Origin of the sequence: Streptomyces diastatochromogenes, assembly GCF_002242805.1 — a bacterium.
Taxonomy (GTDB): domain Bacteria; phylum Actinomycetota; class Actinomycetes; order Streptomycetales; family Streptomycetaceae; genus Streptomyces; species Streptomyces diastatochromogenes.
Window position 1 is genome coordinate 18,842 of record NZ_MCGQ01000030.1, and the last position, 23,518, is coordinate 42,359.

Annotated in this window: 21 protein-coding genes; 8 read left to right on the forward strand and 13 right to left on the reverse strand. The window is 71.5% G+C overall.

Going from position 1 to position 23,518, the window contains the following annotated elements:
- Nucleotides 1–8 precede the first annotated feature (8 nt).
- Nucleotides 9–2,540 (reverse strand): SpoIIE family protein phosphatase, encoded by a 2,532-nt coding sequence (locus tag BEK98_RS31140; protein WP_094220056.1) that lies wholly within the window; start codon nucleotides 2,538–2,540, stop codon nucleotides 9–11.
- A 222-nt stretch (nucleotides 2,541–2,762) separates the two neighbouring features.
- Between BEK98_RS31140 and BEK98_RS31145 the strand changes: the two genes are divergently transcribed.
- The 3 genes from BEK98_RS31145 to BEK98_RS31155 are packed head-to-tail and all read left to right on the forward strand — an operon-like array spanning nucleotide 2,763 to nucleotide 5,949.
- Nucleotides 2,763–3,851 carry a substrate-binding domain-containing protein gene (locus BEK98_RS31145; RefSeq protein ID WP_094220057.1) on the forward strand — a complete coding sequence of 363 codons (1,089 nt, stop codon included), beginning with the start codon at nucleotides 2,763–2,765 and terminating at the stop codon, nucleotides 3,849–3,851.
- 39 nt (nucleotides 3,852–3,890) lie between these two features.
- Nucleotides 3,891–4,673, forward strand: a complete 783-nt coding sequence (locus BEK98_RS31150; protein ID WP_094220058.1) for an ATP-binding cassette domain-containing protein — start codon at nucleotides 3,891–3,893, stop codon at nucleotides 4,671–4,673.
- Between the two features lie 4 nt (nucleotides 4,674–4,677).
- Complete coding sequence (locus tag BEK98_RS31155) at nucleotides 4,678–5,949, forward strand: sugar ABC transporter permease (RefSeq protein ID WP_094220059.1); 1,272 nt, start codon at nucleotides 4,678–4,680, stop codon at nucleotides 5,947–5,949.
- Nucleotides 5,950–5,991: 42 nt separating this feature from the next.
- Here BEK98_RS31155 and BEK98_RS31160 read toward each other — a convergent pair whose 3' ends face one another.
- The 4 genes from BEK98_RS31160 to BEK98_RS31175 form a co-directional block, all read right to left on the reverse strand.
- A complete protein-coding gene (locus tag BEK98_RS31160; protein ID WP_094220060.1) occupies nucleotides 5,992–7,635 on the reverse strand; it encodes an APC family permease in 1,644 nt (547 codons plus the stop codon).
- A 105-nt stretch (nucleotides 7,636–7,740) separates the two neighbouring features.
- Nucleotides 7,741–8,697 carry a hypothetical protein gene (locus tag BEK98_RS31165; RefSeq protein ID WP_094220061.1) on the reverse strand — a complete coding sequence of 319 codons (957 nt, stop codon included), beginning with the start codon at nucleotides 8,695–8,697 and terminating at the stop codon, nucleotides 7,741–7,743.
- Nucleotides 8,698–8,807: 110 nt separating this feature from the next.
- Nucleotides 8,808–9,572: a PIG-L family deacetylase gene (locus BEK98_RS31170; protein ID WP_094220062.1), complete on the reverse strand. Its 765-nt coding sequence runs from the start codon at nucleotides 9,570–9,572 to the stop codon at nucleotides 8,808–8,810.
- 168 nt (nucleotides 9,573–9,740) lie between these two features.
- Nucleotides 9,741–11,156 carry an MFS transporter gene (locus BEK98_RS31175; RefSeq protein WP_094220063.1) on the reverse strand — a complete coding sequence of 472 codons (1,416 nt, stop codon included), beginning with the start codon at nucleotides 11,154–11,156 and terminating at the stop codon, nucleotides 9,741–9,743.
- 168 nt (nucleotides 11,157–11,324) lie between these two features.
- On the opposite strand from BEK98_RS31175, the gene BEK98_RS31180 reads away from it, so the two are divergent.
- Nucleotides 11,325–12,224: a helix-turn-helix transcriptional regulator gene (locus BEK98_RS31180; protein ID WP_094220064.1), complete on the forward strand. Its 900-nt coding sequence runs from the start codon at nucleotides 11,325–11,327 to the stop codon at nucleotides 12,222–12,224.
- A 46-nt stretch (nucleotides 12,225–12,270) separates the two neighbouring features.
- Here the strand turns inward: BEK98_RS31180 and BEK98_RS31185 are convergent, their stop codons facing one another.
- Entirely contained in the window at nucleotides 12,271–13,245 is a 975-nt protein-coding gene (locus BEK98_RS31185) for an aldo/keto reductase (RefSeq protein WP_094220065.1), read from the reverse strand.
- A gap of 205 nt (nucleotides 13,246–13,450) precedes the next feature.
- On the opposite strand from BEK98_RS31185, the gene BEK98_RS31190 reads away from it, so the two are divergent.
- Nucleotides 13,451–14,386, forward strand: coding sequence for a helix-turn-helix transcriptional regulator (locus BEK98_RS31190; RefSeq protein WP_094220066.1), 936 nt, complete (start codon nucleotides 13,451–13,453; stop codon nucleotides 14,384–14,386).
- On the opposite strand, the gene BEK98_RS49615 is transcribed toward BEK98_RS31190, so the two are convergent.
- The 4 genes from BEK98_RS49615 to BEK98_RS31210 all read right to left on the reverse strand — a co-directional run bounded on the left by BEK98_RS49615 (nucleotide 14,312) and on the right by BEK98_RS31210 (nucleotide 17,704).
- Nucleotides 14,312–14,830 (reverse strand): hypothetical protein, encoded by a 519-nt coding sequence (locus BEK98_RS49615; protein WP_208643285.1) that lies wholly within the window; start codon nucleotides 14,828–14,830, stop codon nucleotides 14,312–14,314. The two genes, BEK98_RS31190 and BEK98_RS49615, sit on opposite strands and share 75 nt — an antisense overlap.
- Nucleotides 14,827–15,057, reverse strand: a complete 231-nt coding sequence (locus BEK98_RS31200; RefSeq protein ID WP_094220067.1) for a hypothetical protein — start codon at nucleotides 15,055–15,057, stop codon at nucleotides 14,827–14,829. Before BEK98_RS31200 ends, BEK98_RS49615 begins: the two co-directional genes overlap by 4 nt.
- A 69-nt stretch (nucleotides 15,058–15,126) precedes the next feature.
- Nucleotides 15,127–16,455 (reverse strand): MFS transporter, encoded by a 1,329-nt coding sequence (locus BEK98_RS31205; RefSeq protein WP_094220068.1) that lies wholly within the window; start codon nucleotides 16,453–16,455, stop codon nucleotides 15,127–15,129.
- A gap of 208 nt (nucleotides 16,456–16,663) precedes the next feature.
- The gene (locus BEK98_RS31210) at nucleotides 16,664–17,704 is read right to left on the reverse strand and encodes a LacI family DNA-binding transcriptional regulator (protein WP_094220069.1); all 1,041 of its coding nucleotides are present in this window, start codon (nucleotides 17,702–17,704) and stop codon (nucleotides 16,664–16,666) included.
- Nucleotides 17,705–17,920: 216 nt separating this feature from the next.
- On the opposite strand from BEK98_RS31210, the gene BEK98_RS31215 reads away from it, so the two are divergent.
- From BEK98_RS31215 to BEK98_RS31225, 3 genes are all read left to right on the forward strand, one after another.
- Entirely contained in the window at nucleotides 17,921–18,706 is a 786-nt protein-coding gene (locus BEK98_RS31215; protein ID WP_094220070.1) for a TIM barrel protein, read from the forward strand.
- A 53-nt stretch (nucleotides 18,707–18,759) separates the two neighbouring features.
- Complete coding sequence (locus BEK98_RS31220; protein WP_094220071.1) at nucleotides 18,760–19,797, forward strand: Gfo/Idh/MocA family oxidoreductase; 1,038 nt, start codon at nucleotides 18,760–18,762, stop codon at nucleotides 19,795–19,797.
- 62 nt (nucleotides 19,798–19,859) lie between these two features.
- The gene (locus BEK98_RS31225; RefSeq protein ID WP_094220072.1) at nucleotides 19,860–20,753 is read left to right on the forward strand and encodes an alpha/beta fold hydrolase; all 894 of its coding nucleotides are present in this window, start codon (nucleotides 19,860–19,862) and stop codon (nucleotides 20,751–20,753) included.
- Here BEK98_RS31225 and BEK98_RS31230 read toward each other — a convergent pair.
- From BEK98_RS31230 to BEK98_RS31240, 3 genes are all read right to left on the reverse strand, one after another.
- The gene (locus tag BEK98_RS31230; protein WP_094220073.1) at nucleotides 20,689–21,300 is read right to left on the reverse strand and encodes a TetR/AcrR family transcriptional regulator; all 612 of its coding nucleotides are present in this window, start codon (nucleotides 21,298–21,300) and stop codon (nucleotides 20,689–20,691) included. The genes BEK98_RS31225 and BEK98_RS31230 overlap by 65 nt on opposite strands.
- A 47-nt stretch (nucleotides 21,301–21,347) precedes the next feature.
- Nucleotides 21,348–22,250, reverse strand: coding sequence for a 3-hydroxybutyryl-CoA dehydrogenase (locus tag BEK98_RS31235; RefSeq protein ID WP_094220074.1), 903 nt, complete (start codon nucleotides 22,248–22,250; stop codon nucleotides 21,348–21,350).
- Between the two features lie 61 nt (nucleotides 22,251–22,311).
- On the reverse strand, nucleotides 22,312–23,484 hold the full coding sequence (locus BEK98_RS31240) for an acyl-CoA dehydrogenase family protein (RefSeq protein ID WP_094220075.1): 1,173 nt from the start codon (nucleotides 23,482–23,484) through the stop codon (nucleotides 22,312–22,314).
- Between the last annotated feature and the right edge of the window lie 34 nt (nucleotides 23,485–23,518).

Genomic DNA, 23,518 nt, shown 5'->3' on the forward strand with positions numbered 1-23,518 from the left:
CCCCCGGTTCATGGCGGACTCCCTGAGTCCGTCCCGATCCCCGGGCCCGGGCATTCCGGATCGCGTGGCGGTACGACGATCTCGCTCCACACCTGCTTGCCGCTGGCCACCGGCATGGAGCCGAAGGACTCCGACATCGCCTCCACCAGGAGCAGGCCCCGGCCGCCGGTGGACTCCCAGTCGACGATCACCGGCTTGGCGGGCGCGCGCGGGGACGAGTCGCTCACGCAGACCCGCAGCCGGTCCCCGCGGAGTGTCAGGTCGACGTGGACCGGTCCCTGGGTGTGCACCAGGGCGTTGGTGACGAGTTCGGAGACGACCAGCAGCACCGCGTCGGCGACTTGCTCGATGTTCCAGCGGCGCAGCGTGCGCGCGGTGAATCGGCGGGCGTGCATGACCGCGTCCGGCAGCCGCCACACCGCCCATCCGGCCCGTATCGGCCGGGTCTTCATGCCGTCGTAGCGCAGCAGCAACAGCGCCACGTCGTCCTCACGACGGCCGGCGTCACCCAGGAGTTCGTCGGCCACCCGCCCCGGGTCCGACGGATCGGCCGCGGCGAGTGCGGTGCGGGTGCGCTGCATGCCCTCGTCCAGGGGGAGGTCGGCTGCCTCGACCAGGCCGTCGGTGACCAGGGCGAGCAGTGCGCCGGGGGCCAGTGCGACCGACGTCATGGGGAACTCCGCCTCGGCGGAGATGCCGAGCGGGAGCGCGCCCTCGACCTGTATCTCCTCGGTGCTGCCGTCGGGGTGCCGTACGAGCGGTGCGAGATGTCCGGCCCGGACGAACAGGGTGTTGCCCTGTTCCATGTCGAGTTCGGCGTAGCAGCAGGTGGCGAACAGATCGGTCTCCATGCCGACGAGGAGGCGGTTGGCGTGGGAGACCACCACGTCCGGTGGGTGGCCCTCCACCGCGTACGCCCTGACCGCGGTACGCATCTGGCCCATGATCGTCGCCGCTGCGGCACTGTGTCCTTGTACGTCTCCGATGACCAGCGCCACCCGGTCCTCGGTGAGGGCGATGACGTCGTACCAGTCGCCGCCCACCTGCAACCCCCGCCGGGCGGGCAGATAGCGGGCGACGGCGGTCCCTCCGGAGAGTTCGGGCAGGCGCCGGGGCAGCAGGCTGCGCTGCAGCATCGTGGCGAGTTCCTGCTCCGCGTCGTGTGCGTGGGCCCGCTTGAGGGCCTGGCCGACCAGCGCCGCGGTCGCGGTCAGCTGGGAGCGTTCCTCGGGGACGAACTCGTGCGGCCGGTCCCAGCCGATCAGGCACAGGCCGGCTGCCCGCCCCTGGGCGGGCAGCGGCAGGACCGCCAGACCTCCGGGGCCGATGCCCGTGAGTCCGGGTTCGACGGCCGTACCGGCGGGCCACAGGTCCATCCGTCCGTCCCGCAGTGCCAGCTGCAGGGTGGGCAGGGCGCTGACCGGTGTGGCGGGCCACTGCGAGCGCCACTCCGAACGCCACACCTCGGGCCAGGCGGCGGGCTCCGGCGGGTCGAGCACGGTGACTACGAGCCGGTCGTCCTGCAGCTCGGCGAGGGCCACCCGGTCGGCGGCGAGCGGCTCCCGGAGGGCGGTGACGACCACCCGGCTGACGTCGGCGACCGTGGTGGCGTCGTCGAGTGCGGCGGTCAGCCACTGGATCCTGGAGACGTCGTCGGTGCTCCGGGGCAGGACCGAGGTGGCCGTCACCAGACCCAGCACCTGCTCCGGCCGGTCGTCGGTGCCGGCGAACACCCGGCAGCTCAGGCTCAGCCAGCGCATACCACCGGTGGGGCGGCGGACCCGGAACTCCAGCGCCCGGCCGCCGAGCGCGTGCGCGGACGGCTCAAGGGCCGACATCAGCGCGTGCATGTCCTCCGGGAGGGTGTGCGCGAGCAGGGTGTCCGCCTTGCCGTCGAACTCGTCCGGCGTGATACCGACCAGTTCGAGGAGCGTCTCGTCCGCCTCGATCAGGCCGGTGTCCGGCACCAGGGCGAACGAGCCGACGCGCAGCCGCCGCAGGGCGGGTGCCAGCAGCGGCGACGGCGTGGGGCCCCCGGCCGCCGTCTGGAGCAGACCGGCGACGGCGTCGGCGTACCGCTCCAGGAAGCGCTGTTGCTCGGGCTCGAAGCCGTCCGCGCACATGCCCACGGCGACGAGGCAGCCCAGACGCCTGCCCTCCGCCCGCAGCGGCAGTGCGGCCAGCGACGTCTGCGCTCGCGGCGGCCTCGGGCCGCCCTCGGGGAAGGAGGCGAGTGCCGCGGGGTTCAGCCACAGCGGCCGGCCCGTGCGGAAGACCTGGGCGGCGGGTGAGTCACCGGACAGGGGCAGGCGCTCGGGCAGCCCGCACTCGGGGGCGGCGCGACCGGCGGTCTCCACCCGTCGAAGCTCTTCCGTCCCGGCACCGAGCACATAGACCGCTGCCAGCGCCGCTCCGGCGAATGTCAGTATGCGGACAGTCGCGGCGGCCTCGGGCACCGGCGGCGGGCCGGTACCGGCGGAGTCTGCGTCGGATGCCCGCAGCTGTGCGACTCCGGCCCGGGCACTGCCGTCATGGGGCATGTCCGCACCTACCTCCCGTCCAGGCCGAGGTGCCGACAGGGTGTGATGAGGCCCTTACCCCAGAATCGCATATACGGACTAACCGGACAGGCTGATGGCCCCGAAAGCCGGGTTCGCAGATCACCGCGGCCGGTGTCACACTGACGGCGTGGCCGTCTTCGCGGCCAGTTGTCTTCCCGGCCAGCTGTCTTCCCGGCCAGCTCGTTCAGGGAGGTCTCTCCGATGAAGGCCTTCATGGGAAACGCGGCCATGGCCATGGCCGCCGCCTGGGCGATCGTCGCCGTCGCGGCCTGCGGGACGAGCGCCGGGAACAGCTCCGCGGGGGGAGATTCGCCGACGATCGGTGTGCTGCTGCCGGACGCCACCACCGCCCGGTGGGAGACACAGGACAGGCCCCTGCTGGAGAAGACGATCAAGGACTTGTGCCACGACTGCGTGATCGAGTACGCCAACGCCAAGAACGACGTGGCCATCCAGCAGGAACAGATGGAATCGATGATCACCGAGGGGGTCGACTCCATCCTGCTCGTGCCCGTGGACGCCAGGTCGCTGCGCCCCACGGTCCAGAAGGCACACCAGGCGGGCATCCCGGTCATCGCCTACGACCGGCTCGCCGAGGGCCCGATCTCGGGATACGTCTCCTTCGACGGTGAGGAGGTCGGCAAGCTCCAGGGCCGCGCGCTGCTGAAGGCCATGGGCGACAGGGTGCACGGCGGCCAGATCGTCATGATGAACGGCGATCTCACCGACCCCAACGCGGTGGCGTTCAAGAAGGGCGCTCTGTCCGTGCTCAAAGGGAAAGTGAAGATCGGCAAGTCGTACGACACGCAGCAGTGGCGGCCGGAGGCAGCCAACATGAACATGAACGCCGCCATCGCCGCCCTCGGCCCCGACGACATCCAGGGGGTCTACGCCGCCAACGACGGCCTGGCCTCGGGAAGCATCTCCGCCCTCAAAGCGAACAAGGTCCAGCCGCTGCCCCCCGTCACCGGCCAGGACGCCGAACTCGGCGCCGTGCGGCGTATCGTCGGCGGTGATCAGTACATGACGGTCTACAAGCCGTTCAAACCCGAGGCTTCCGCCGGCGCCGCCATGGCCGTGGCGGCGGCCCGCGGCCAGAGCCTCGACCGGGTCGCCACGACCAAGGTGCGGACCCGCGGCGGGACGGAGGTTCCGGCCGTCATGCTCACCCCGGTGTCCGTGACCGCGCCCGGCATCAAGGACACCCTGGTGAAGGACGGCGTGTACACGGTCCGGCAGATCTGCACCCCTCAGCTCGCAGCCGCCTGCAAGCGGGCCGGGCTGACCTGACAGCGCGGTTCCCGACCGCGGCCGTGCCCCGGGAAGGAGATGGTTTCCGTGCCGGCTGCCCCGCTACTGGCACTGCACGGCGTGTGCAAGCGCTTCGGTGTCGTCGATGTCCTGACGGACATCGAGCTGGAGCTCCACGCCGGCCAGGTCCTCGCCCTGCTGGGCGACAACGGGGCCGGCAAGTCCACCCTGGTCAAAGTGATCTCCGGCGTCGCCCCCGCGGACAAGGGCACCATCGAGTGGGAGGGCCGGCCCGTCCACATCAGGCGTCCGCATGACGCCCGCTCCCTCGGCATCGCCACCGTCTACCAGGACCTCGCGCTGTGCGGGAACCTCGACGTCGTCGGCAATCTCTTCCTCGGCCGGGAGATCCGCAGGTTCGGTTTCCTCGACGAGGTGGAGATGGAGCGCCGCAGCAGGCACCTGCTGGAGGGGCTGACCAGGGGCATCCCCGATCTGCGTGGCCCTGTCGTCTCCCTGTCCAGCGGCCAGCGGCAGACCGTCGCCATCGCCCGCTCCCTGCTCGGTGAACCGCGGGTCCTGCTCCTCGACGAACCGACCGCGGCGCTGGGGATCGAGCAGACCACCGAGGTCCTGGACCTCGTCGACCGGCTGCGGGACCGCGGTCTGGGCGTGCTGCTCATCAGCCACAACCTGGGGGACGTGAAAGCCCTCGCGGACCGGGCCGCCGTACTGCGGCTGGGCCGCAACAACGGCTTCTTCGACGTGAACACCGCGTCTCAGGAGCAGATCATCTCCTCCATCACCGGTGCCACGGAAAACGTGCCCCGCCGGATGGCGCACCAGGAAGCGGGGTGGTGAAGGGATGCACGACATGGCGGACCACACGCGAGCCGAATCCTCCGCACCCACCGCCGAGGCCCCTCGGCCGCACCGCATGCGGGCGGTCACCCAGGCCCTGGACGGCTGCACCGCCGTCTTCCGGCACAAGCTGCGCGCCGGCGAACTGGGCTCGCTCCCCGTCATCCTCGTCCTCGCCGTGGTCTGGATCACCTTCCAGTCCCTCAACGCGAACTTCCTCTCACCCCGCAACCTGTCCAATCTCAGCGTGGACATCGTGGGTACGGGTCTGATCGCGGTCGGCATCGTCTTCGTGCTGCTCCTCGGTGAACTCGACCTGTCCGTCGGCTCGATCAGCGGCCTCGCCGCGGCGGTCTTCGCCGTTCTGAACGTGAACCAGGGCGTGCCGGAATGGCTCGCGCTCATCGTCGCGGTGCTCACCGGGACCCTGGCGGGAACGATCCAGGGCTTCTCCTTCGCCAGGATCCGTGTGCCGGCGTTCGTCGTCACCCTCGCCGGACTGCTGACCTGGAACGGCGTCATGCTCGCCATCCTCGGGACGAGCGGCACCGTCAACCTGGACGAGAACGGGATCGTCGCGAAGCTGACCAGCTACTACTTCACCAACCACGCCGCCGCCTACGGTCTGGCGGCCCTCGGTACGGGCATGGTCTTCGTCGGGTCCTACCTGGAGCGACGGCGCCGCAAGGGCGTCGGCATGCCGTACCGCTCGCTCCGGGGCATCGCGGCACGTACGGCGGTGCTCGCGGTGATCACCTTCGCCGCCGCGTATGTGCTCAACCGGTTCCAGGGTCTGCCGCTCGCCCTCCTGATCTTCCTCGTGGTGGTGGCCGGCCTCGACATCGTTCTCCGGCGCACGCACTACGGACGACAGGTCTACGCCCTCGGCGGCGGGGTCGAAGCGGCTCGTCGGGCGAGTCTCAGCGTGCTGCGGGTACAGACCGCGGTGCTCGCGGTCTCGGGCACCATGGCCGCGCTGGGCGGCCTGTTCCTGGCCTCGCGCATCACCTCGGTGAGCCAGGGTTCGGGCTCGGGTCCGCTGCTGGTCAACGCCATCGCGGCAGCGGTCATCGGGGGCACCAGCCTGTTCGGGGGACGCGGTACGACCTGGTCCGCGGTGCTCGGCATCCTGGTCATCCAGTCGATCGCGTCGGGCATGGCGCTCACGGACACCCCCACCGCAGTCCAGCTCGTGATCACGGGCGGGGTGCTCTTCGCCGCGGTGGTCATCGACTCGCTGTCGCGGCGCTCGCAGGAGGCACACGGACGGGCGTGACCCGTTTCGTGCCCGAGGGTGGTCATGCGTGCCCGGCGGTGGTCAGAGGATGGTCTCCTCCTCCGGGACGACGACCTGGTCGACCATGCTCTGGATCTTCTCGCTCGGCAGGGCGACCGCCAGGGCCCAGTAGTAGACGAGGAGGCTGAACGCGGTGACGACGCCGATGTCCCACCACAGCGGGAACCAGGGGTGCTTGAGGGGCCCGAAGTCGCTGAGGTAGACGATGAGGCCCATTCCGACGAGGTAGACGGGCAGCCACTGCGCGGCGTGCAGGTCGAGCTGGGGCGTGATGGGGTTCATCTTGAACACGCGGTTGGCGATCAGGATGACGTAGCCGATGAGGATGGCGACGCCGAGCTTCCAGTCGGTGTCCCAACCGGACCACAGGATCAGCAGGTTGGCCACGACGAAGGCCAGCGGCGACATCCAGCTGCCGCCGGGGAGCCGGTAGGGGCGGTGGGCGTCCGGCAGGCGGTTGCGGAACACGCCGAAGGACAGCGGGGCGCCGGCGTACATGAGCACGCTCGCGCTGGTGATCAGCCCGACCAGGGAACGCCAGCTCGGGAAGGGCAGGAAGCAGATGCAGCCGATCACGAACGCGGTGATCAGGCCGACCCACGGGACGCCACGCCGGTTGGTGGCCTCGAACGCGGTGGGCACATAGCCGTTGCGGCTCAGGCCGTACGAGACCCGGGACGAGCCGGTGATGTAGATCAGGCCGGTGCCGGCCGGCGAGATCACGGCGTCGAGATAGAGGACCGTCGCCAGCCAGCCGAGGCCGATGAGCGTGGCGACCTGGGCGAACGGTCCGCTCAGGGCGGTGAACGCGGAGGTGGCCCAGTGGCTGCCGATCTGGGACGCGGGCAGAGCGGCGAGGAAGGTCACCTGCAGGAGGATGTAGATGATGATGCCGAGGACGATGGACCCGATCACCGCGCGCGGAATGTCGCGCTTGGGGTTGGCGCTCTCGCCGGCGAGCTGGTCGGCCTGCTCGAAGCCGAGCAGCGCGAAGATGATGCCGCTGGTGGAGACGGCGGACAGGATGCCCTTGGCCCCGTAGGGGTCGAATCCGTCGGCCGCGGTGAAGTTGCTGGTGTGGAACTGGGCGACGGCCAGCACGAAGATCGTCACCAGCGGGACGCCGACCTTCCACCAGGTCGCCGCGCTGTTGGTGCGGGCCAGCAGCCGGATGCTGAGGAAGTTGATGGCCGTGATGACCGCCATCAGACCGACCGCGACGGCGATGCCGGTCGGGGTCAGGACGTGCTCGCCACCCTGGATCTTCTCCCAGCCGCTCGCCCAGGAGTAGTGCTGGGCGTACGTGATCATCGCCAGCACCTCGATGGGTGCCACGGTGGCCGCCTGCAGCCAGGAGAACCAGCCGAAGGACGCGCCGGCGGCCCCGCCGAAGGCGTAGTGCGGGAAGCGGGCGGTGCCGCCGGAGACCGGGTACATTCCGCCGAGTTCGGCGTGCACCAGCGCCAGGATCAGGATGGCGACGCCGCCGATGGCCCAGGAGATGATCGCCGCGGGCCCGGCCGCCGCCAGTGCCCCCTGAGCACCGAACAGCCACCCGGATCCGATGATCGACCCCTCCGAGGCCCAGATGAGCCCGATGAAGCCGATCTCGCGCCGCAACCCCGGGCGGGTTCCTGAGGAAGGTGCCTTTTCCGATGTGGCCATGCCCCACACCCCCTCAGTAGGTGATGCTCACCACCATCGTGCCACGGTGCGACGCAACCGGCGTTCGGGTTGCGGCACCGACGTTTTGACGGTGTGGGGGGCGGATCACTGCCCGGCGGTGGCTCTCCGCTGCGCCTGGTCGAACTCCGTCAGAGGGTCGCCGTCGGTATGCCAGGGCCACCCGGTGACGGCGCCGCCGAGCGCCTCGAAGACCGGACGGGCCTCGCGGCGCCGGTCGGCGGCCATCAGCGCGTAGGCGAGGAGGTTGAGGTCGGCAAGCGCCCTGGCGTGGTGGAGGAATCCCGGCTGCACCCAGGTCCGGGCCACGCGGTCGAGTGCCTGGGCGGCCATCGCCTGGGACCAGTGGTTCCGTGCCACCAGCGCCTCGAATCCGCCCCGGCCGAGGACGGAGTGGTACTGCAGGACCTGCGCGGTCAGTTCCGTCGCCGCGCAGGGCGCGTTCGCCGGCATACGGGCGCCCAGGGCGTCCACGAACTCCAGGACCTGGATGCGTGAGCCCGCCTCTTCCGGGGTGAGGTAGCCCAGCATGTTCAGGTAGGCCTCGCGGTTCCAGCGATCGCGCGTGAGCACCTCGTTCCACACGCCGAACACCTGGGACTGCTCCCAGCGTTGCGTGCGCGCCAGGCCCAGGAGGACCACCCAGGGAGTGGGGTCCTCCGGAGCGAGTTCGGCGGCACGGAGACAGGCGTCTGTGGCGTCGCCCGTGTCCTGCGGTCGCCCCTGCGAGCGGGCGCGTGCCAGCTGTGTCCAGGCGTGCAGCACGAGCGCGCTCGCGTTGTGCGGCTCGCGCGTGGCCCAGGACCGCGGCAGATGCGAGTCCGCCAGGTAGTCCGCCAGGACGCCCAGGCGGTGCGTCCGGCGGTCCCAGTCGCCCGGGTCCTGGTCCAGGAGACGGGACATCTGCGCCGCGCACAGGTCCGTCGTCGCGATCGTTCCGGTCCTCGTCGTCGCCAGCAGGGACTTCAGCAGCCTGCCCAGGTCCTGGTCGTCGAGTTCCGGGGCGAGGCGTGCCCTTTTGCGGCGACTTGAAAGAAAAGCCATGTCCGGAGGCTAGAGGCGGCCAGGATTCGCGCAAGGTTTCGGCCAAGATCGTTATGGATTACACGAATCACCTGGGTTGTTCGGCCCTGGGTGGCCAGGTGGCCAGGTGGTCAGGCGGTCAGTTCGGTCTGGGACGCCGGGGTGGAGACGCAGACGGGGGTGTGGCGGATGTACCACTCGGTGGAGAAGAGCCGCGTTCGATCCTCCTGCGGCAGGCCGGCGATCAGGCCGGGTACGGCTCCCCGTTCCACCTCGGTGCGATGAGCCAGTACGGCGGCCATCTTCTGTTCCATCCAGGGGCCGACGTCGACGGTCGCGGTGACCTGATCGTCCGGAACGGAGTACATCGCCTTGTGGGCGCCGACCACGTCCTTCAGGGCCGACGCTGCGGAGTGCGGGTGCGTCGCCAGGTAGAGGGCACGTGGCTGCCAGGGGGCACCCGCGTCGGGGTAGAGCTGCTCAAGCCCGGCCGCCTGCGCTGCGAGCATGGCCACCCGGTGGGTGTGCACGTGGTCCGGATGGCCGGTCAGCCCGCCGTAGGCGTCGTTGGTCACCATGATCTCGGGGCGGAAATCCCGGATGTGCGTCACCAACCGCCGCACCGCCTCGTCGAGCGGCGCATCGCAGAACCGCGCACGGCCCGGGGCCGACTGGGGCACGCGCGCATCGGCGTAGCCGAGCATCCGCGGTGTGCCGGCACCGAGGATGCGCAGCGCGTCGGCCAACTCGGCGGCGCGCGGGGTGTCGGCCGCCCAGGTCGCCGTGACGACGGCGACGCGCGCGCCCGCGGCCGCGTGACGGGCGAGCACTCCCCCCGCGGTCAACGACTCGTCGTCCGGGTGAGCGAAGACCGCGAGCAGGCTCGGCACGGGCATGGGGGGCCGCCTTCCGGTGCGGGGAGGCTGGAGCATAGACCAGCGGGCGGTGCGTGCCGACGACCAACAGCGGTGAGTTGTCCGGGGAGTCAGCGCAGTGTCTACGTGTCGATCCGCATGCCGGGGTCTACGTATCGATCCGCATGCCGGGCCAGGTCGTCGTCGTGGTCACGCCCGCGGCTCCTTCGTGAGGGCGTCGAGGGCGGCGGCAGGCCTGAGCAACAGACTCGTGGCTGTGGTCGCGAGCACCAGCAGGGCGGCGATCAGCAGACTGGTGCGCAGGCCGTGGAAGAAGCCGGCCTGTCGGGCGACGAGGGCACCGAAGACGGCGACGGCCAGCGCGCCGCCGACCTGGCGGGAGGCGTTGAGGACGCCGCCGGCGGTGCCGGCGCGTTCGGCCGGGACACGGTCCAGCAGCATCGCGGTCACCGCAGGCACCGCGAGGGAGCCGCCCGCGCCGACCGGGATCATCAGCAGGACCAGCAGCCAGGTGGGCGCGCTCGCCGGGGCGAGGCACAGGAGCACCAGGCCGGCGGCCATGACGAGCTGCCCCGCGATCACCGGCATCCGCTGTCCGAACCGGGCCGCGAACCAGGCGGCGGTCGGGCTGACGAACGCGGTCAGCAGGGTCATCGGCAGGAAGGCCATGCCGGTGGCCAGGGGCGACAGGGCCCGCGTCTGCTGGAGGTAGAGGCTGAGCAGGAAGACCATGCCGTAGAAGCCGATGTTCAGCGCGAAGCCCACGCCCGCCGAAACGGCCATGGTGCGGGATCGCAGCAGCGCCATCGGAACCATCGGGTGCTTTCCACGGGCCTGGGCCAAGAGGAAGACGCTGCCCGCGACCACGGCCACCGCGAAGGCGACCAGAACCCGGGGCGCGCCGAAGCCGTCGGCACCGGCCTCGATGGCCGCGTACGTCAGCCCGCCCATCGCCGCCACGGCGGCGCACTGCCCGGCCCAGTCGAACGACGCCTCCGCGCGCCGCGGGGACCGGGTCGTACGCGTCAGCAGGAACAGCGCCAGCAGGCCGACCGGCAGGTTGACGAAGAAGATCATCCGCCAGCTGACCAGGCTCAGCAGGCCGCCGGCGACCGGGCCGGCCGCGGCACCCACCGAGCCGCCCATCGCCCAGACGGAGATCGCCCGGGCGCGCTGGGCCTGATCCTCGTACGCCTCGCGGAGCAGGGCCAGCGAAGCGGGCACGATCACCGCGGCTCCCGCGCCCTGCACCAGCCGGGCGGCGACCAGCGTGCCCAGGTTCGGTGCGAAGCCGCAGGCGGCGGAGGCGGCGACGAACACGGCGAGCCCGGCGCCGAAGGCCGTACGCGCACCCACCCGGTCGGTGATGGAGCCGGCGGACAGCAGCAGCGCGGCGAACATGAGCGTGTAGCCGTCCACCACCCACTGCAGTCCGGCGATCCCGGCACCGAATCCGCGGCCGATCTCCGGCAGCGCCACGTTGACGATCAGGGCATCCAGCGTCATCACGAAGAAGCCGAGCAGTGCGGCCGCCAGGGCCACACCGGCGCTCTTGTGCCGAGCTGGGCTCCCGCTGTGCGGGGCGGAGGTGAGAGAAGAGGACACGCGGAGATCTCCTGCGTAGAGAAGGTGGTTTCGGTGGAACCAGGGGCCCGGCGGCCGCCAGCGGTTCGGTGATCCGTGATCCGTGATCCAGCCTGCGCAGCTCATGGCCGCCTCGGAGCCGCACCGCAGCTCATGGCCCCCTCGCACCCGGACTGCCACACTGGACGCATGGCACGTGAGCGGCAGAACGGCACCGGCGGCACGGAACTGGGCACCTTCCTGCGGGCCCACCGCAACCGGGTGACCCCCGAGGAGGCCGGACTGCCCGTCGGCCCCGGGCTGCGGCGCACCCCCGGGCTGCGCCGGGAGGAGCTGGCCACGCTCGCCGGGGTCAGCGTCGACTACTACGTCCGTCTGGAGCGCGGCAAGGAGACCAACCCCAGCCCTTCCGTCGTGGACGCCCTCGCCCGGGCCCTGCGCCTGCACCCGGCCGAGCACGCGCACCTGCGTGAGCTGGTCGTGCGAGGCGCGGGCAGGGCCGCCGTGGAGACGGACTCCCTGCCCGCCCGGACCGTACGGCCCGGGACCGAACTGCTGCTGGAGAACCTGCGGCCCTTCCCGGCGTACGTGATCAGCCGCACCATGGACATCCTCGCCTGCAACCCCGGCGGCCTGCGCCTCTTCGCCGGTATGGCGGACTGGCCGGCGAACAGGCGCAATGTGGTGCGCTACGTCTTCCTCCACCCCGCCGCGACCAAGCTGTTCGACGACTGGGACGAGCAACTCCGCGCCGTCGTGGGCCGTTTGCGGGCCCTGTACAGCCTGGAGCCCGACGCCGCCGACCTGACCGAACTCGTCGGTGAACTCCTCGACAAGAGCCCGGAGTTCGCCGATCTGTGGGAGCGCTACGACGTGCGCTGGCATACGCACGGCAGCAAGACCTTCCACCACCCCGAGGTCGGCGACCTCACCCCCGGCTACCAGTCCATGCAACTCGAAGGCACCCAGGGGCAGCGGTTCATCGCGTACTACGCCGAACCCGGCACCCCCGACCACGACAAACTGGTCCTGCTCGACATGTCGGGGGCCGAGCAGAAACCCGCGTCCCCTGTCGAGGGCATGCACTGAGGGGTTCGGCGACGGACGCGGGCGCGTGGGGGTCGTCCCGTCCGGTTCAGCGGTCGGACAGCTGCATGGACGCCTCGTCGAGGCGTTCGCCGGTGGCCGGGGTGAGCTGGTTCAGCTTCTCGATCTGCGCTGCGGTCAGCTCGACGCCGTCGGCTGCGGCGTTGTCCTCCAGGTGGGCGACCCGCTTGGTGCCCGGGATCGGGGCGATGTCGTCGCCCTGGGCCAGCAGCCAGGCCAGGGCCACCTGCGCCGGGGTGGCACCCGCCTCGTCGGCGACGGCCTTGACCTCGTCGGCGATGCGGAGGTTCTGCTCGAAGTTGCCGGGGGTGAAGCGCGGGTTGTTCTTGCGGAAGTCGTCGTCGTCGAACCACTCGGTCGAGCGGATGGCTCCGGTCAGGAAGCCGTGGCCGAGCGGCGACCAGGGCACGAAGCCGATGCCCAGCTCGCGGGTCGTCGGCAGGATCTCGGCCTCGGGGTCACGCGACCACAGGGAGTACTCCGTCTGCAGCGCGGTCACGGGGTGAACGGTGTGGGCACGGCGGATCGTGGCCGGTGCGGCCTCGGACAGGCCGATGTGCCGGATCTTGCCCTCCGCGACCAGTTCGGCGAGTGCGCCCACGGTCTCCTCGATGGGGATCTCCGGGTCGACGCGGTGCTGGTAGTAGAGGTCGATGTAGTCGGTGCCCAGCCGCTTCAGGGAGCCCTCGACGGCGATACGGATGCTGGCGGGGCTGCTGTCGAGGCTGCCCGCACGGCCGGTGTGCGAGACGAAGCCGAACTTCGTGGCCAGCACGACCTGGTCGCGGCGGCCCCTGAGCGCCTTGCCGACCAACTCCTCGTTGGTGAAGGGGCCGTAGACCTCGGCCGTGTCGATATGGGTGATGCCCAGATCGATCGCCCGGTGGATTGTGCGGATCCCCTCCGCCTCGTCGGTGTCCTTACCTGTGTAGAAGGCGTTCATGGGCATCGCGCCCAGACCGATGCGGGAGACGTCGAGGTCGCCGAGCTTGATGTGCTTCATGGTGGCTCCGTTCGAAGTAGGGAACGCGGATTGAGGTGTGTGGGGGGGCGAGGGGCGTTGGACATGGGACTTCCCGCCGCCTCCACTCTCCGTGCCCGGGGCCGTCGGTGGCAGGCCGCGCTGTGCCGGGGAGTGCCGTTAGGGGGTGTGACACGGCCCCCCAGACGTCTCCCGCGCAGGTCACGGCGTGCCCACACTGGAGGACATGACACGTGAGCACTCCACCGACGGCGGCACCGAGCTGGGACGCTTCCTGCGCGCCCGCCGCGCTCGGCTGACCCCCGCCGAGGCTGGGCTCGCGGCGGGCTTCGGGCTGCGGCGCACGCCTGGGCTGCGCCGCGAGGAACTGGCCACCCTCGCCGGGATCAGCGTCGATTACTACACCCGCCTCGAACGCGGCAAGGAGACCCGCCCGAGTCCGTCGGTCGTCGACGCCCTGGCCCGTGCCCTCCAGCTGGAGGACGACGAGCACGAGCACCTGCGCTCCCTCGCGACCACGGCTGCCCGCAGCGCCCCCGCACCGGCGGCGGCCCCGTCACGGACGGTACGCCCGGGCACGAAGCTGCTGTTGGAGAACCTGCGCCCCTTCCCCGCGTACGTGGTCAGCCGCACCAACGACCTGCTCGCGTACAACCCGGGCGGGCTGCACCTGCTCGCGGGAATCGAGGACTGGCCGGCCAAGGAGCGGAACATCAACCGCTACGTCTTCCTGCATCCCGCCGCCCGCGACCTGTTCGACGACTGGAGCAACCAGCTCCGCGGCTGTGTCGCCCGCCTCCGGGCACTGGCGGGCACGGAACCCGACGCCCCCGACCTCACCCGGCTGGCCGGTGAACTCCTCGTCAAGAGCCCGGACTTCGCGCGGCTCTGGGAACGGTACGACGTCAGGGCCCGCAGCCACGGCCGCAAGACCTTCCACCACCCCGAGGTCGGCGACCTCACCCTCGGCTACCAGTCCATGGAGCTGGAGGGCACGCCCGGCCACCGGATGCTCACGTACTACGCCGAGCGGAACACGCCCGAGTACGACGCCCTGGTCCTCCTCGACATGCTCGGCTCCCAGCCGTCACCGACCGGCAGGACGCAGACCGACCGCCCGGCGGTCACCCCGCAGGACGACGCCACGACGTCCTCCTCCTGACCCTCCAGGACACCCGTGCCCACGCCAGCCGCCGCCGACCACACCGAGATCGCCACGGCCTGCCGCTGAGCGGGCCGGATCGTCACGAACGCGACGGTGTACGGCACACACGCCGAACGGCCGCTGCGCCTGACCCTCGACCACGCCCGCGAGGGCGACCCCTGGACCGCGCTCCGGGCGGTCGCCGCAACCCGGTAACCCCGACTTCTCCGTCGCGGCGGGCCCGTCCGAGTCCGTCTCGACCTCCTGCCCCCGCTCCCACGCCATCAGCACCCGCTCGCCTCCGTCCGCGCCCTCGGCGAGTCGGATGACGACCTTCTCGTCGCTTCCGTACCGCCCGACCCAGTCGCGCCAGGTGCGGCGGGCGGTCGTGCCGTCGGCCCACTCCCCCGTGACCGCCGGGCCGCCGGCCGCGAACTGGAGGCGGACCAGGTGCGTGGTCATGGCAGCGGCTCCAGGGTGCGAGCCCGGCGGCGCAGCTCCACCCGCGCCGCCGGCGTTCCGGCCGGGCCGGACCAGTACGGGTGCCACAGCAGCCGCCCGGACAGTATCTGCAGGCGGCGGCGCAAGGCCGTGGGGTGCAGCGGGTGCGGCGCGGCGAGTGCCGCGTACGTGCGGTGCCAGTCCGCCTGGAGCTGCAGGAGGTCGGGCGGGAAGGGGGCGTGCTCCATGCCTCCAATTAGGCCACATGTTCGATTTTCGAGCCAAGTCGACGCGGTGGGGTTCTGACGGGTACGCGGTCATTCGCAGTGATCCGGTGCCCTCACGCAGAGGGCACCGGAGCCTTCTGTGGGGGTGGGAAGCTTCCGTCCCAGGCGCGCGAGCGGGGACACGGCCATCACCGCAGGCGACAGCATCATGCCGGCGGCCGTCATCAAGAGGCTGGTGCGCAAGCCCCACCCCTGCGCGAGCCGGCCGCCGAGCAGCGAGCCGAGCGGGGTCAGCCCCATGCCGATGAACGTGATCGTCGCGCTGGTGCGGCCCTGCATCCCGCTCGGAGTCACGGCCTGCCGCACGGTCATGACCGTGACGTTCACCAGCTGGCCGAAGGCTCCGAACACGAAGTTGGCCGCCAGGAGCACGGTGATCGTCACGGCGTCGGGTCCGTGGAGCACAGGCACGCACAGCATCGCGCCGTCGCCGAGTGCCGCCGCGGAGACGAGCACCGGGCCGTAACCGAAGCGCTGCGGAAGTCGGGCGGCCAGCAGCGAGCCGAGGAGCGCGCCCGGTCCCGTCGCTGCGAGTGCCAGCCCGACAGCTGTGCCGGACAGGTGGAGTTCCCGCGGCAGGAAGACCAGATAGACGGTCATGGTGGCCGCGAACGAGAACTGGAATGCGGCCGAGGCGAGTCCCACGGCCCGCAGCGAGGGGTCATGGACGACGAATCGCAGGCCGTCATGGATCCGCCGCCAGACCGGCGAGGGACGTTCCGAGTTCTCGGGGATCGGCTCGCGGCGGTGGATCCGCCGGATCGACAGGAGCGACACCGCGAAGCACGCCGCGCTGGATGCGGCGCCGATGGGCGCCGACAGCAGGGACACCAACGCGCCGCCGAGAGCGGGGCCGCCGATCTGGGCCGAAGACCGACTCCCTTCGAGCGCACTGTTGCCTCGCACCAGCTGATCGTGGTTCACCAACCGCACGAGAGAGGCCTGGTACGCCACGTCGAACAACACGGACAGGCACCCGACGGCGAAGGCAAGCACGAGCAACCCTGGCAGGCCGAGCCCACCGAGGAGGCCGGCCACTGCGGCGGCGCCCAGTGCCAGGGCACGACCGGCGTCCGTCAGCACCATCACCGTGCGGGCTCGCCATCTGTCCACCCACGCCCCGGCGAAGAGCGAGAGCAACAGGATCGGCGCCTGCCCCACTGCACGAAGGGCACCCAGTTGGCCGGCGTCCGCCTGGAGCGTCACGACGGCGATCAGCGGCAGAACCACCAGGCTTGTCTGTTCGCCGAGTTGGGAGGCCGTCTGGCCTACCCAGAGCCTGCGGAAGTCGCTGTCCCGCCACAGGCTCGGCGAAACAGGTCGATCGGAACCGGGAACAACAGAAGAAGCGGATGGCACAGGGACCCCTCGGATGACGGGAACACTAGCCCCGGCCGGCCTGACACGAAAAACGATTAAGGGCCGGGCAGCCGGCGGGCGGGGGATCCTGTGACATGCAGGTGGAGACGCTTGACGGCGCACCGCGCGGCTGGTCGCGGACGACGCCCGGTCGTCGGCTGACCTGGCCGACTGACGCGTCCGAGCCCCCGCGGTACGCCGAGTCGGCTCAGCCCCTTCCGGCCCCACCGGGCGGAGCCGTCGTACCGCGGACGACGAGGCGGGGCGGGATGACGTTCTCGCCGTCCGGTACGTCCTCGCCGTCCAGGCGGGCGATGGCGCGGCCGACGGCGAGTTGCGCGATGCGAGGGATGTCCTGGGCGACGGTGGTCAGGTCGATGTGGGCGAGGCGGGCCAGGCGGGTGTCGTCGAACCCGACCACCGAGATCTCGTCGGGGACGGTGACACCGGCCCGCAGGAAGGTGTCGAGGACCCCGGTCGCGCAACGGTCGTTGAAGGCGAGGACCGCGCTCGGCCGGGGCGCTTCGGCGAGCAGGGTGCGGGCGGCCCGGGCGCCGTCCTCCTCGGTGAGCCCGCCGGGCAGGACGCGGACGTGGTCGGCGAGGCCGTGGCGGTTCATCGCGGTGCGGTAGCCGCGACGGCGGTCGGCGGCGCCGGGCGCCCGTCCGCCGTCGATGTGGACGATGGCGCGGTGTCCGAGCGCCACCAGGTGCTCGACGGCCTGGCGGGCGCCCTCGTCGTCGGCGCTGCGGACGACGTCCACGCCCGGTGGGGCGGGCCGGAGCCGGCGGGCCACCGAGACGACCGGGACCTGGGCGCCGAGTTCCGCCAGCCGGGCGGCCGGGACCTCGGGGCCGAGCAGGATGAGGGCCTCGCACCGGTCGGCGAGCAGCGCCTCCACGGCCTGCCGCTCGCCGCGGGACGGTGCGACCGCGCTGAGGGCCACCTGGTAGCCGGCGGGCTCGGCGGCGGCGTAGATGCCCTCCACCAGGTCGGTGTGGAAGGGATGGCGCAGCCCGAACTGCACGCCGAGCAGGCGCGAGCGGCTGCTGCGCAGCAGCCTGGCCCGGGTGTCGGGCCGGTAGCCGATCTCCTCGGCGGCCCTGAGGACCCGCTCGCGGGTGGCGTCGCTCGCGCCGTAGGCACCGCGCATCACGATGGAGACCAGCGCGACGGACACGCCCGCGCGTGCCGCGACATGGGCCAGGGTCGGCCGCTTCCCGTCGGGGACCGCGGGGGTGGCTGGCACGGCTGTCCTCCCTGTCGAGCCGGTCGAGGTGTCCTTCCCGGCGAGGATCGTAGCTGCTCCGAGGGTACTGCAACGTTCTAGACGTACGCCCTGCGAAGGCTTGACACAGGGGGCGAGTGGCTGGCGTACTGCTGCCCCACCGTCTAGAACGTTCTAGATGCTCCGAGCCCCCGGAAATGTCGGAGCCTCCAGAACCTGAGTAGAGGACGAGCAGCCATGTACACGTTGGCAGTCTGTGCCGAGATGGTCTTCCGGGACCTGCCGATCGAGGACCGGGCGCGGCGCATCCACGACGCCGGCTTCCAGGTCGAGATCTGGGACTGGAGCCGGCACGATCTCGACGCGCTCGCGCGGACCCCGGCCGAGTTCTCGTCGATGACGGGCTACCTCCGCGGGAACCTCACCGACGAGGCCGGCGCGGCCGAACTGCTGCGCACCGCCGAGGAGTCGGTCAAGGCGGCCGAGCAGCTGGGCTGCCCCCGGCTGAACCTGCACGGCACCGGACTGGACGGCGCGGGTCTGCCGGTGGTGCCGGTGACCGGCGAGGCCACGGGCCCGATGTGGATCGCCGCTCACCGCACCCTGACCCGCCTCGCCGAGCTGGGCGAGAGCGCGGGAGTCACCTTCACCCTGGAGAACCTCAACACCGCCACCGACCACCCCGGCGTCCCCTTCGCCCGCGCCGCCGACACGCTCGCCCTGGTCGCGGCCGTGGACCGGCCCGGCCTGCGCATGAACCTGGACCTCTACCACGCCCAGATCGGCGAGGGGAACCTCATCGAACTGGTGCGCCGGGCCCACGGTCTCGGCCTGATCGGCGAGATCCAGGTGGCGGACGTACCCGGCCGCCAGGAGCCCGGCACCGGCGAGATCAACTACCCGGCCGTCGCCCGCGCCCTGGCGGACCTCGGCTACGACGGCACGGTCGCGATGGAGGCATGGGCCCGCGACGACGACAGCGAGCGCGCCATGGCCCGCTTCCGCACCGCGTTCACCCTCTGACCACACGCCCAAAAAACCTGCCCCGGCCCCCCACGGACGTACGGAGAACCCGCATGACCACCCAACAGCCCCTCGCCGTCGGCCTCATCGGCGCGGGCCGCATGGGCTCCTTCCACGCCGAGACCCTCGCCCGCCGCCTGCCCGGCGTCCGCCTCGCCGCGGTCGCCGACCCGGCCCTGGGCGCGGCGCGATGCCTGACCGACCGGCTCGGCTGCCCCACGGCGTACACCGAGATCGGCGAGTTGCTCGCGGATCCGGAGGTCGACGCGGTGGTGATCGCCACGCCGGCCCGCACCCACGCCGACCTGGTCGAGGCCGCGGCGCGGGCGGGCAAGGCCGTCTACTGCGAGAAGCCGATGGCCACCACCCTCGCGGACGCCGACCGTGCCATCGCGGCCGCCGCCGCGGCGGGCGTACCGCTCCAGGTCGGCTTCAACCGGCGCTACGACGCCGGGTTCCGCGCCGCGCACGAGAAGGTGGCCGCGGGCGCGATCGGCACCCCGCACCTGCTGCGCTCGCTCACCCGCGACCCGAAACTGGCCGACCCGGCGCCCATCCCGCCGTGGACGATCTTCCTGGAGACCCTCATCCACGACTTCGACACCCTGCGCTACCTCAATCCGGGTGCCGAGCCGGCGGAGGTCTTCGCGTGGGCCGACGCCCTGGTCCGCCCCGACTTCAAGGACCGCGGCCTGCTGGACACCGCCGTCGTCACGATCCGCTTCGACAACGGGGCCCTCGCCACCGCGGAGGCCAGCTTCCAGGCGGTGTACGGCTACGACGTGCGCGGCGAGGTCTTCGGCTCGGCGGGCATGCTGACGCTGGGCGACATCCGGCGCACCCATCTGACCTCCTACGGCGCGGAGGGCATCGCCGCCGAGTGCGTCACCTACGACCAGGACCTGTTCCACGACGCGTACGTCGCCGAACTCGCCGACTTCGCCGACAGCGTCCGCAGCGCCCGCACCCCGACGGCCACCGGAGAGGACGCCCGCGCAGCCCTGACGATCGCGCTGGCGGCCGTGCGGTCGGTGCAGGAGGGGGCGCCGGTACATCTCAAGGACAGCCGTCTTGGACACACTGGCACCTGACCGGTACCAGCGGCACCCGACCGCTACCGACGGCAGCGCCTCGTCGAGAACGGAGTGCATCGATGCGCAGTGGCATGTTCGAGGTCGACCACGCCGAGCTGTACCACGAGATCCGCGGCGGCGGGCCGGCGCTGCTGCTCATCAGCGGGGCAGGCGGCGATGCCGGGTACTACAGCGCCGTCGCCGACGAACTGGCGGACGCGTTCACGGTCATCACCTACGACCGGCGAGGCAACTCCCGCAGCACCGGGCGGAACGGTACGCCCATGCGGCTCGCGCAGCAGGCGGCCGACGCCCGCGAGCTGGTCGAGGGACTGGCCGGCGGCCGGGCGCTGGTGTTCGGCAACAGCGGCGGCGCGATCATCGGGCTCACGCTGGCCGCCTCGTATCCCGAGGTGGTGTCGGGGCTGATCGCGCACGAGCCGCCCGCGGTGAACGTCCTGCCCGCCGACGATCCGGCGCGGGGCTTCTTCCCGGAGCTGGCCGCGCTCTACGCGGAGGGCGGCGGCCCGGCGGCGGGCCGCCGGTTCGCGCAGACGGTGCGCGGTGAGGGGACGTATCGCTGGCCGGACGACCTGTGGCAGCGGTTCCTCGCCAACCAGGAGCACCTCTTCGGATCCGAGTGGCCGGGCTTCGCCGCCTTCCGGCCCGACGAGGCCGCGCTGAAGTCGGCGCCCTTCCCGATCGTGCTCGGCGCCGGTGCTGAGGACCGCGGGTTGTACTACGCGCGGCCCTCCGTCGAGATCGCCCGCCGGATCGGTGCACCCTGGACCGAATTCCCCGGCATCCACATGGAGTTCCTCCGCAACCCGGTGGCGTTCGCCGCCGCGCTGCGGACACTGGCGACCCATATGCACACCGGTGGGGGCCGGGTGCCCGAGCTGTGGGAGGTCAGTCCACCGGCACCGCGTCCGGCAGGCCCAGCGCCGCGGACACCTGGCGCCAGATGGCCGTGAGGGCGCTGTCCAGTGTCACCGTCGGGTCGCGGAGCATGAGGCGGATGCCGTAGCCGTCGCTCAGGGACAGGACGAGGGTGCTGAGCGCGTCGACGTCGGTCGGGGTGAACTCGCCGGACGCGATGCCGCGTCGTACCGCGTCGGCCACCCAGGTGTGCAGCTGCGCGTACAGGTCCACGGCGAAGGCCCGGGTGGTCTCGTCGCGCAGGGCCCGGGCCCACAGTTCCTGCCACAGCCGCCAGTCCTGGCGCAGTTCGGGATCGGTGGGCAGCAGGCTGCGCAGGATGCGGGCCAGGACGACCGCCGCCGGCGCGGTCTCCACGTCGCGGTCGACGTCGACGGCGGTGTGGGCGAACGAGTGGGTCATCGCCTCGGTGAACAGCTTCTCGCGCGTGTCGAAGTGGTAGTGCAACAGCGCCGTCGACACACCGGCCCGCTCGGCGACCATGCGCATGCGGATCTTCTCGAAGCCGATCTCGGCGATGACCTCGCACGCCGCGGTCAGGATGCGCTCGCGTGTGTCGGCCGTGCGCACCTTCGTGGACACCCTGCGGCTCCCCTCGTTCGGTGGTCGTACGCCGTGACCATCTTCCCTCACCGCGGCCTCGCCGGTGTCGCCGTCTCACGCTGCGGCTCATCCTCGTACACGTGGAAGCCCCGGCCGGACTTCCGCCCCAGCAGGCCGGCCTCCACCATCCGGGACAGCAGAGGCGGGGGCGAGTAGTGCGGCTCGCGGAACTCGGCGTACAGCGATTCCGCGATGGCGTGGGTGGTGTCCAGGCCGATCAGGTCCGTCAGGGCCAGCGGGCCGAGCGGGTGCGCACAGCCGAGGACCATCCCGCGGTCCACGTCCTCGGCGGTCGCGCTGCCCGACTCCACCATGCGGACGGCGGCCAGCAGGTACGGGACGAGGAGCGCGTTGACGATGAATCCGGCCTTGTCCCGGGTCCGTACGACCTCCTTGCCGAGGGTGCCGGTCACGAAGGCCTCGGCCCGTGCCGTCGTGGGGGGCGAGGTCAGCAGCGACGGGACGAGTTCGACGAGCCGCAGGACCGGTACGGGGTTGAAGAAGTGCACGCCGACGACGCGGTCGGGGCGGCTGGTCGCGGTGGCGAGCCGGATGACCGGGATGGCGGAGGTGTTGGTCGCGAGGATCGTGTGGTCGCCGGTGATCACGGAGTCGAGGCGGGTGAAGACGCCGAGTTTGAGGTTCTCGTCCTCCGGCACCGCCTCGATCACCAGGTCGTGGTCGTGCAGCGCTTCGATCTGGTCGACCACGGTGATCCGCGCCGCTGCGGCCTCGCGACGTTCCGCGCCGAGCCTGCCGTGTGCGACGGCCCGGTCGAGCGAGCGGGTGATGCGCAGCAGGCCCGCACGGGCCGCCTCCGCGTCGCGTTCGACGACCGTCACCGGCACGTCGGAGCGTGCGCAGACCTCCGCGATGCCGGCGCCCATCAGGCCGCAGCCGACGACTCCGACGCGCTCGATGTCGGTCATCCGTCTTCCTCTCCCATCAGTGGTGACCTTCAGTGGCGAAATGCGGGGGCGATATGGAGCGTCATGCGGCGGGCAGGTCCAGAACCCCCGTGCCGCGCCTGACGAGTTCGTTGGCGATGATCAGCCGCTGGATCTCGGAGGTGCCCTCCCAGATCCGGTCGACGCGCAGCTCGCGGTAGAGCCGTTCGACGGCGTAGGAGCGGTCGTAGCCGCGGCCACCGTGGATCTGCAGGCAGCGGTCGATCACGCGGCCCGAGGCCTCGCTCGCCGAGAGCTTGGCGATGGCCGCCTTGGCGTGCAGGCGTTTGCGGTCCTCGGCCGGGGCCTGGTCGATCTCCCACGCGACCTGGTGGGTGTAGGCGCGGTTGACGGCGATGTCGACGGCGCTGTCCGCGAGCATGCCCTGGATCAGCTGGTACGACGCGATCGGCGCCCCGAACTGCTCCCGCTCCACCGCCCAGTCACGCGCCAGTTGCAGGGCGCGCTCGGCCGCACCCGTCGTGCGTGCCGCGATCATCAGGCGCTCCTCGGTGAACCACGAGCGCGTGATGTCGTAGCCCTCGCCGATGCCGCCGAGCACGGCGTCCTCGCCGACCTGGACGTCGGTGAAGGTGAACTCGGGGTGCTCGTAGACGAAGGTGTGCATGAAGCGCGGTACGCGCGTCATCTCGATGCCGGGGGTGTCCTTGTCGACGAGGAAGAGCGTGGGCGCGCGGTCCGGTCCCGCCGCGGCGAGCACGATCATGAAGTCGGCGTGGTCGCCGACGGTGACGAACCACTTCTCGCCGTCGAGCACCCAGCCGTGGTCGTTCTTCGTGGCCGTGGTGGCCAGGTTCTGCGGGTCGGAGCCCGCGCCGGGCTCGGTGACGGCGTAGCAGTCGCGCCGCTCGCCCTTGATGACGGGGACGAGGAAGCGCTCGCGCTGCTCGGGGGTGCAGAACCTGAGGGCGTTGGCGGGGCGCCACACCATGTCCCACAGGGCGCCGGTGAGCCGGCCCAGTTCCTCCTGCACGGTGACCTGCTCGGCGATGGTGAGTCCGGCGCCGCCCCACTCGGCCGGCATGTTCACGGCCTGGAGTCCGGCGTCGAGCACCGCGTCGCGGATCTTGGCGTGGGCGCTCGCGGGGAGGCCGTTGTCCTCCTCGCACTGCAGCTCGTAGGCGGTGATGAAGTCGGTGAGGGCGCGCGCGTCGGCCTTCAGCTGGGCCTGGCGCGGGGTGAGGCGGAAGTCCATGGAAGTCCTCGCTGTGGGGTGATCGGGGTGGGCG

Bases quoted from the DNA above. Each gene is read 5' to 3' on its own strand.
- BEK98_RS31140 (WP_094220056.1), bottom strand. From the start codon at position 2,540: ATGCCCCATGACGGCAGTGCCCGGGCCGGAGTCGCACAGCTGCGGGCA.
- BEK98_RS31145 (WP_094220057.1), top strand. From the start codon at position 2,763: ATGAAGGCCTTCATGGGAAACGCGGCCATGGCCATGGCCGCCGCCTGG.
- BEK98_RS31150 (WP_094220058.1), top strand. From the start codon at position 3,891: ATGGTTTCCGTGCCGGCTGCCCCGCTACTGGCACTGCACGGCGTGTGC.
- BEK98_RS31155 (WP_094220059.1), top strand. From the start codon at position 4,678: ATGCACGACATGGCGGACCACACGCGAGCCGAATCCTCCGCACCCACC.
- BEK98_RS31160 (WP_094220060.1), bottom strand. From the start codon at position 7,635: ATGGCCACATCGGAAAAGGCACCTTCCTCAGGAACCCGCCCGGGGTTG.
- BEK98_RS31165 (WP_094220061.1), bottom strand. From the start codon at position 8,697: ATGGCTTTTCTTTCAAGTCGCCGCAAAAGGGCACGCCTCGCCCCGGAA.
- BEK98_RS31170 (WP_094220062.1), bottom strand. From the start codon at position 9,572: ATGCCCGTGCCGAGCCTGCTCGCGGTCTTCGCTCACCCGGACGACGAG.
- BEK98_RS31180 (WP_094220064.1), top strand. From the start codon at position 11,325: ATGGCACGTGAGCGGCAGAACGGCACCGGCGGCACGGAACTGGGCACC.
- BEK98_RS31185 (WP_094220065.1), bottom strand. From the start codon at position 13,245: ATGAAGCACATCAAGCTCGGCGACCTCGACGTCTCCCGCATCGGTCTG.
- BEK98_RS31190 (WP_094220066.1), top strand. From the start codon at position 13,451: ATGACACGTGAGCACTCCACCGACGGCGGCACCGAGCTGGGACGCTTC.
- BEK98_RS49615 (WP_208643285.1), bottom strand. From the start codon at position 14,830: ATGACCACGCACCTGGTCCGCCTCCAGTTCGCGGCCGGCGGCCCGGCG.
- BEK98_RS31200 (WP_094220067.1), bottom strand. From the start codon at position 15,057: ATGGAGCACGCCCCCTTCCCGCCCGACCTCCTGCAGCTCCAGGCGGAC.
- BEK98_RS31215 (WP_094220070.1), top strand. From the start codon at position 17,921: ATGTACACGTTGGCAGTCTGTGCCGAGATGGTCTTCCGGGACCTGCCG.
- BEK98_RS31220 (WP_094220071.1), top strand. From the start codon at position 18,760: ATGACCACCCAACAGCCCCTCGCCGTCGGCCTCATCGGCGCGGGCCGC.
- BEK98_RS31225 (WP_094220072.1), top strand. From the start codon at position 19,860: ATGCGCAGTGGCATGTTCGAGGTCGACCACGCCGAGCTGTACCACGAG.
- BEK98_RS31235 (WP_094220074.1), bottom strand. From the start codon at position 22,250: ATGACCGACATCGAGCGCGTCGGAGTCGTCGGCTGCGGCCTGATGGGC.
- BEK98_RS31240 (WP_094220075.1), bottom strand. From the start codon at position 23,484: ATGGACTTCCGCCTCACCCCGCGCCAGGCCCAGCTGAAGGCCGACGCG.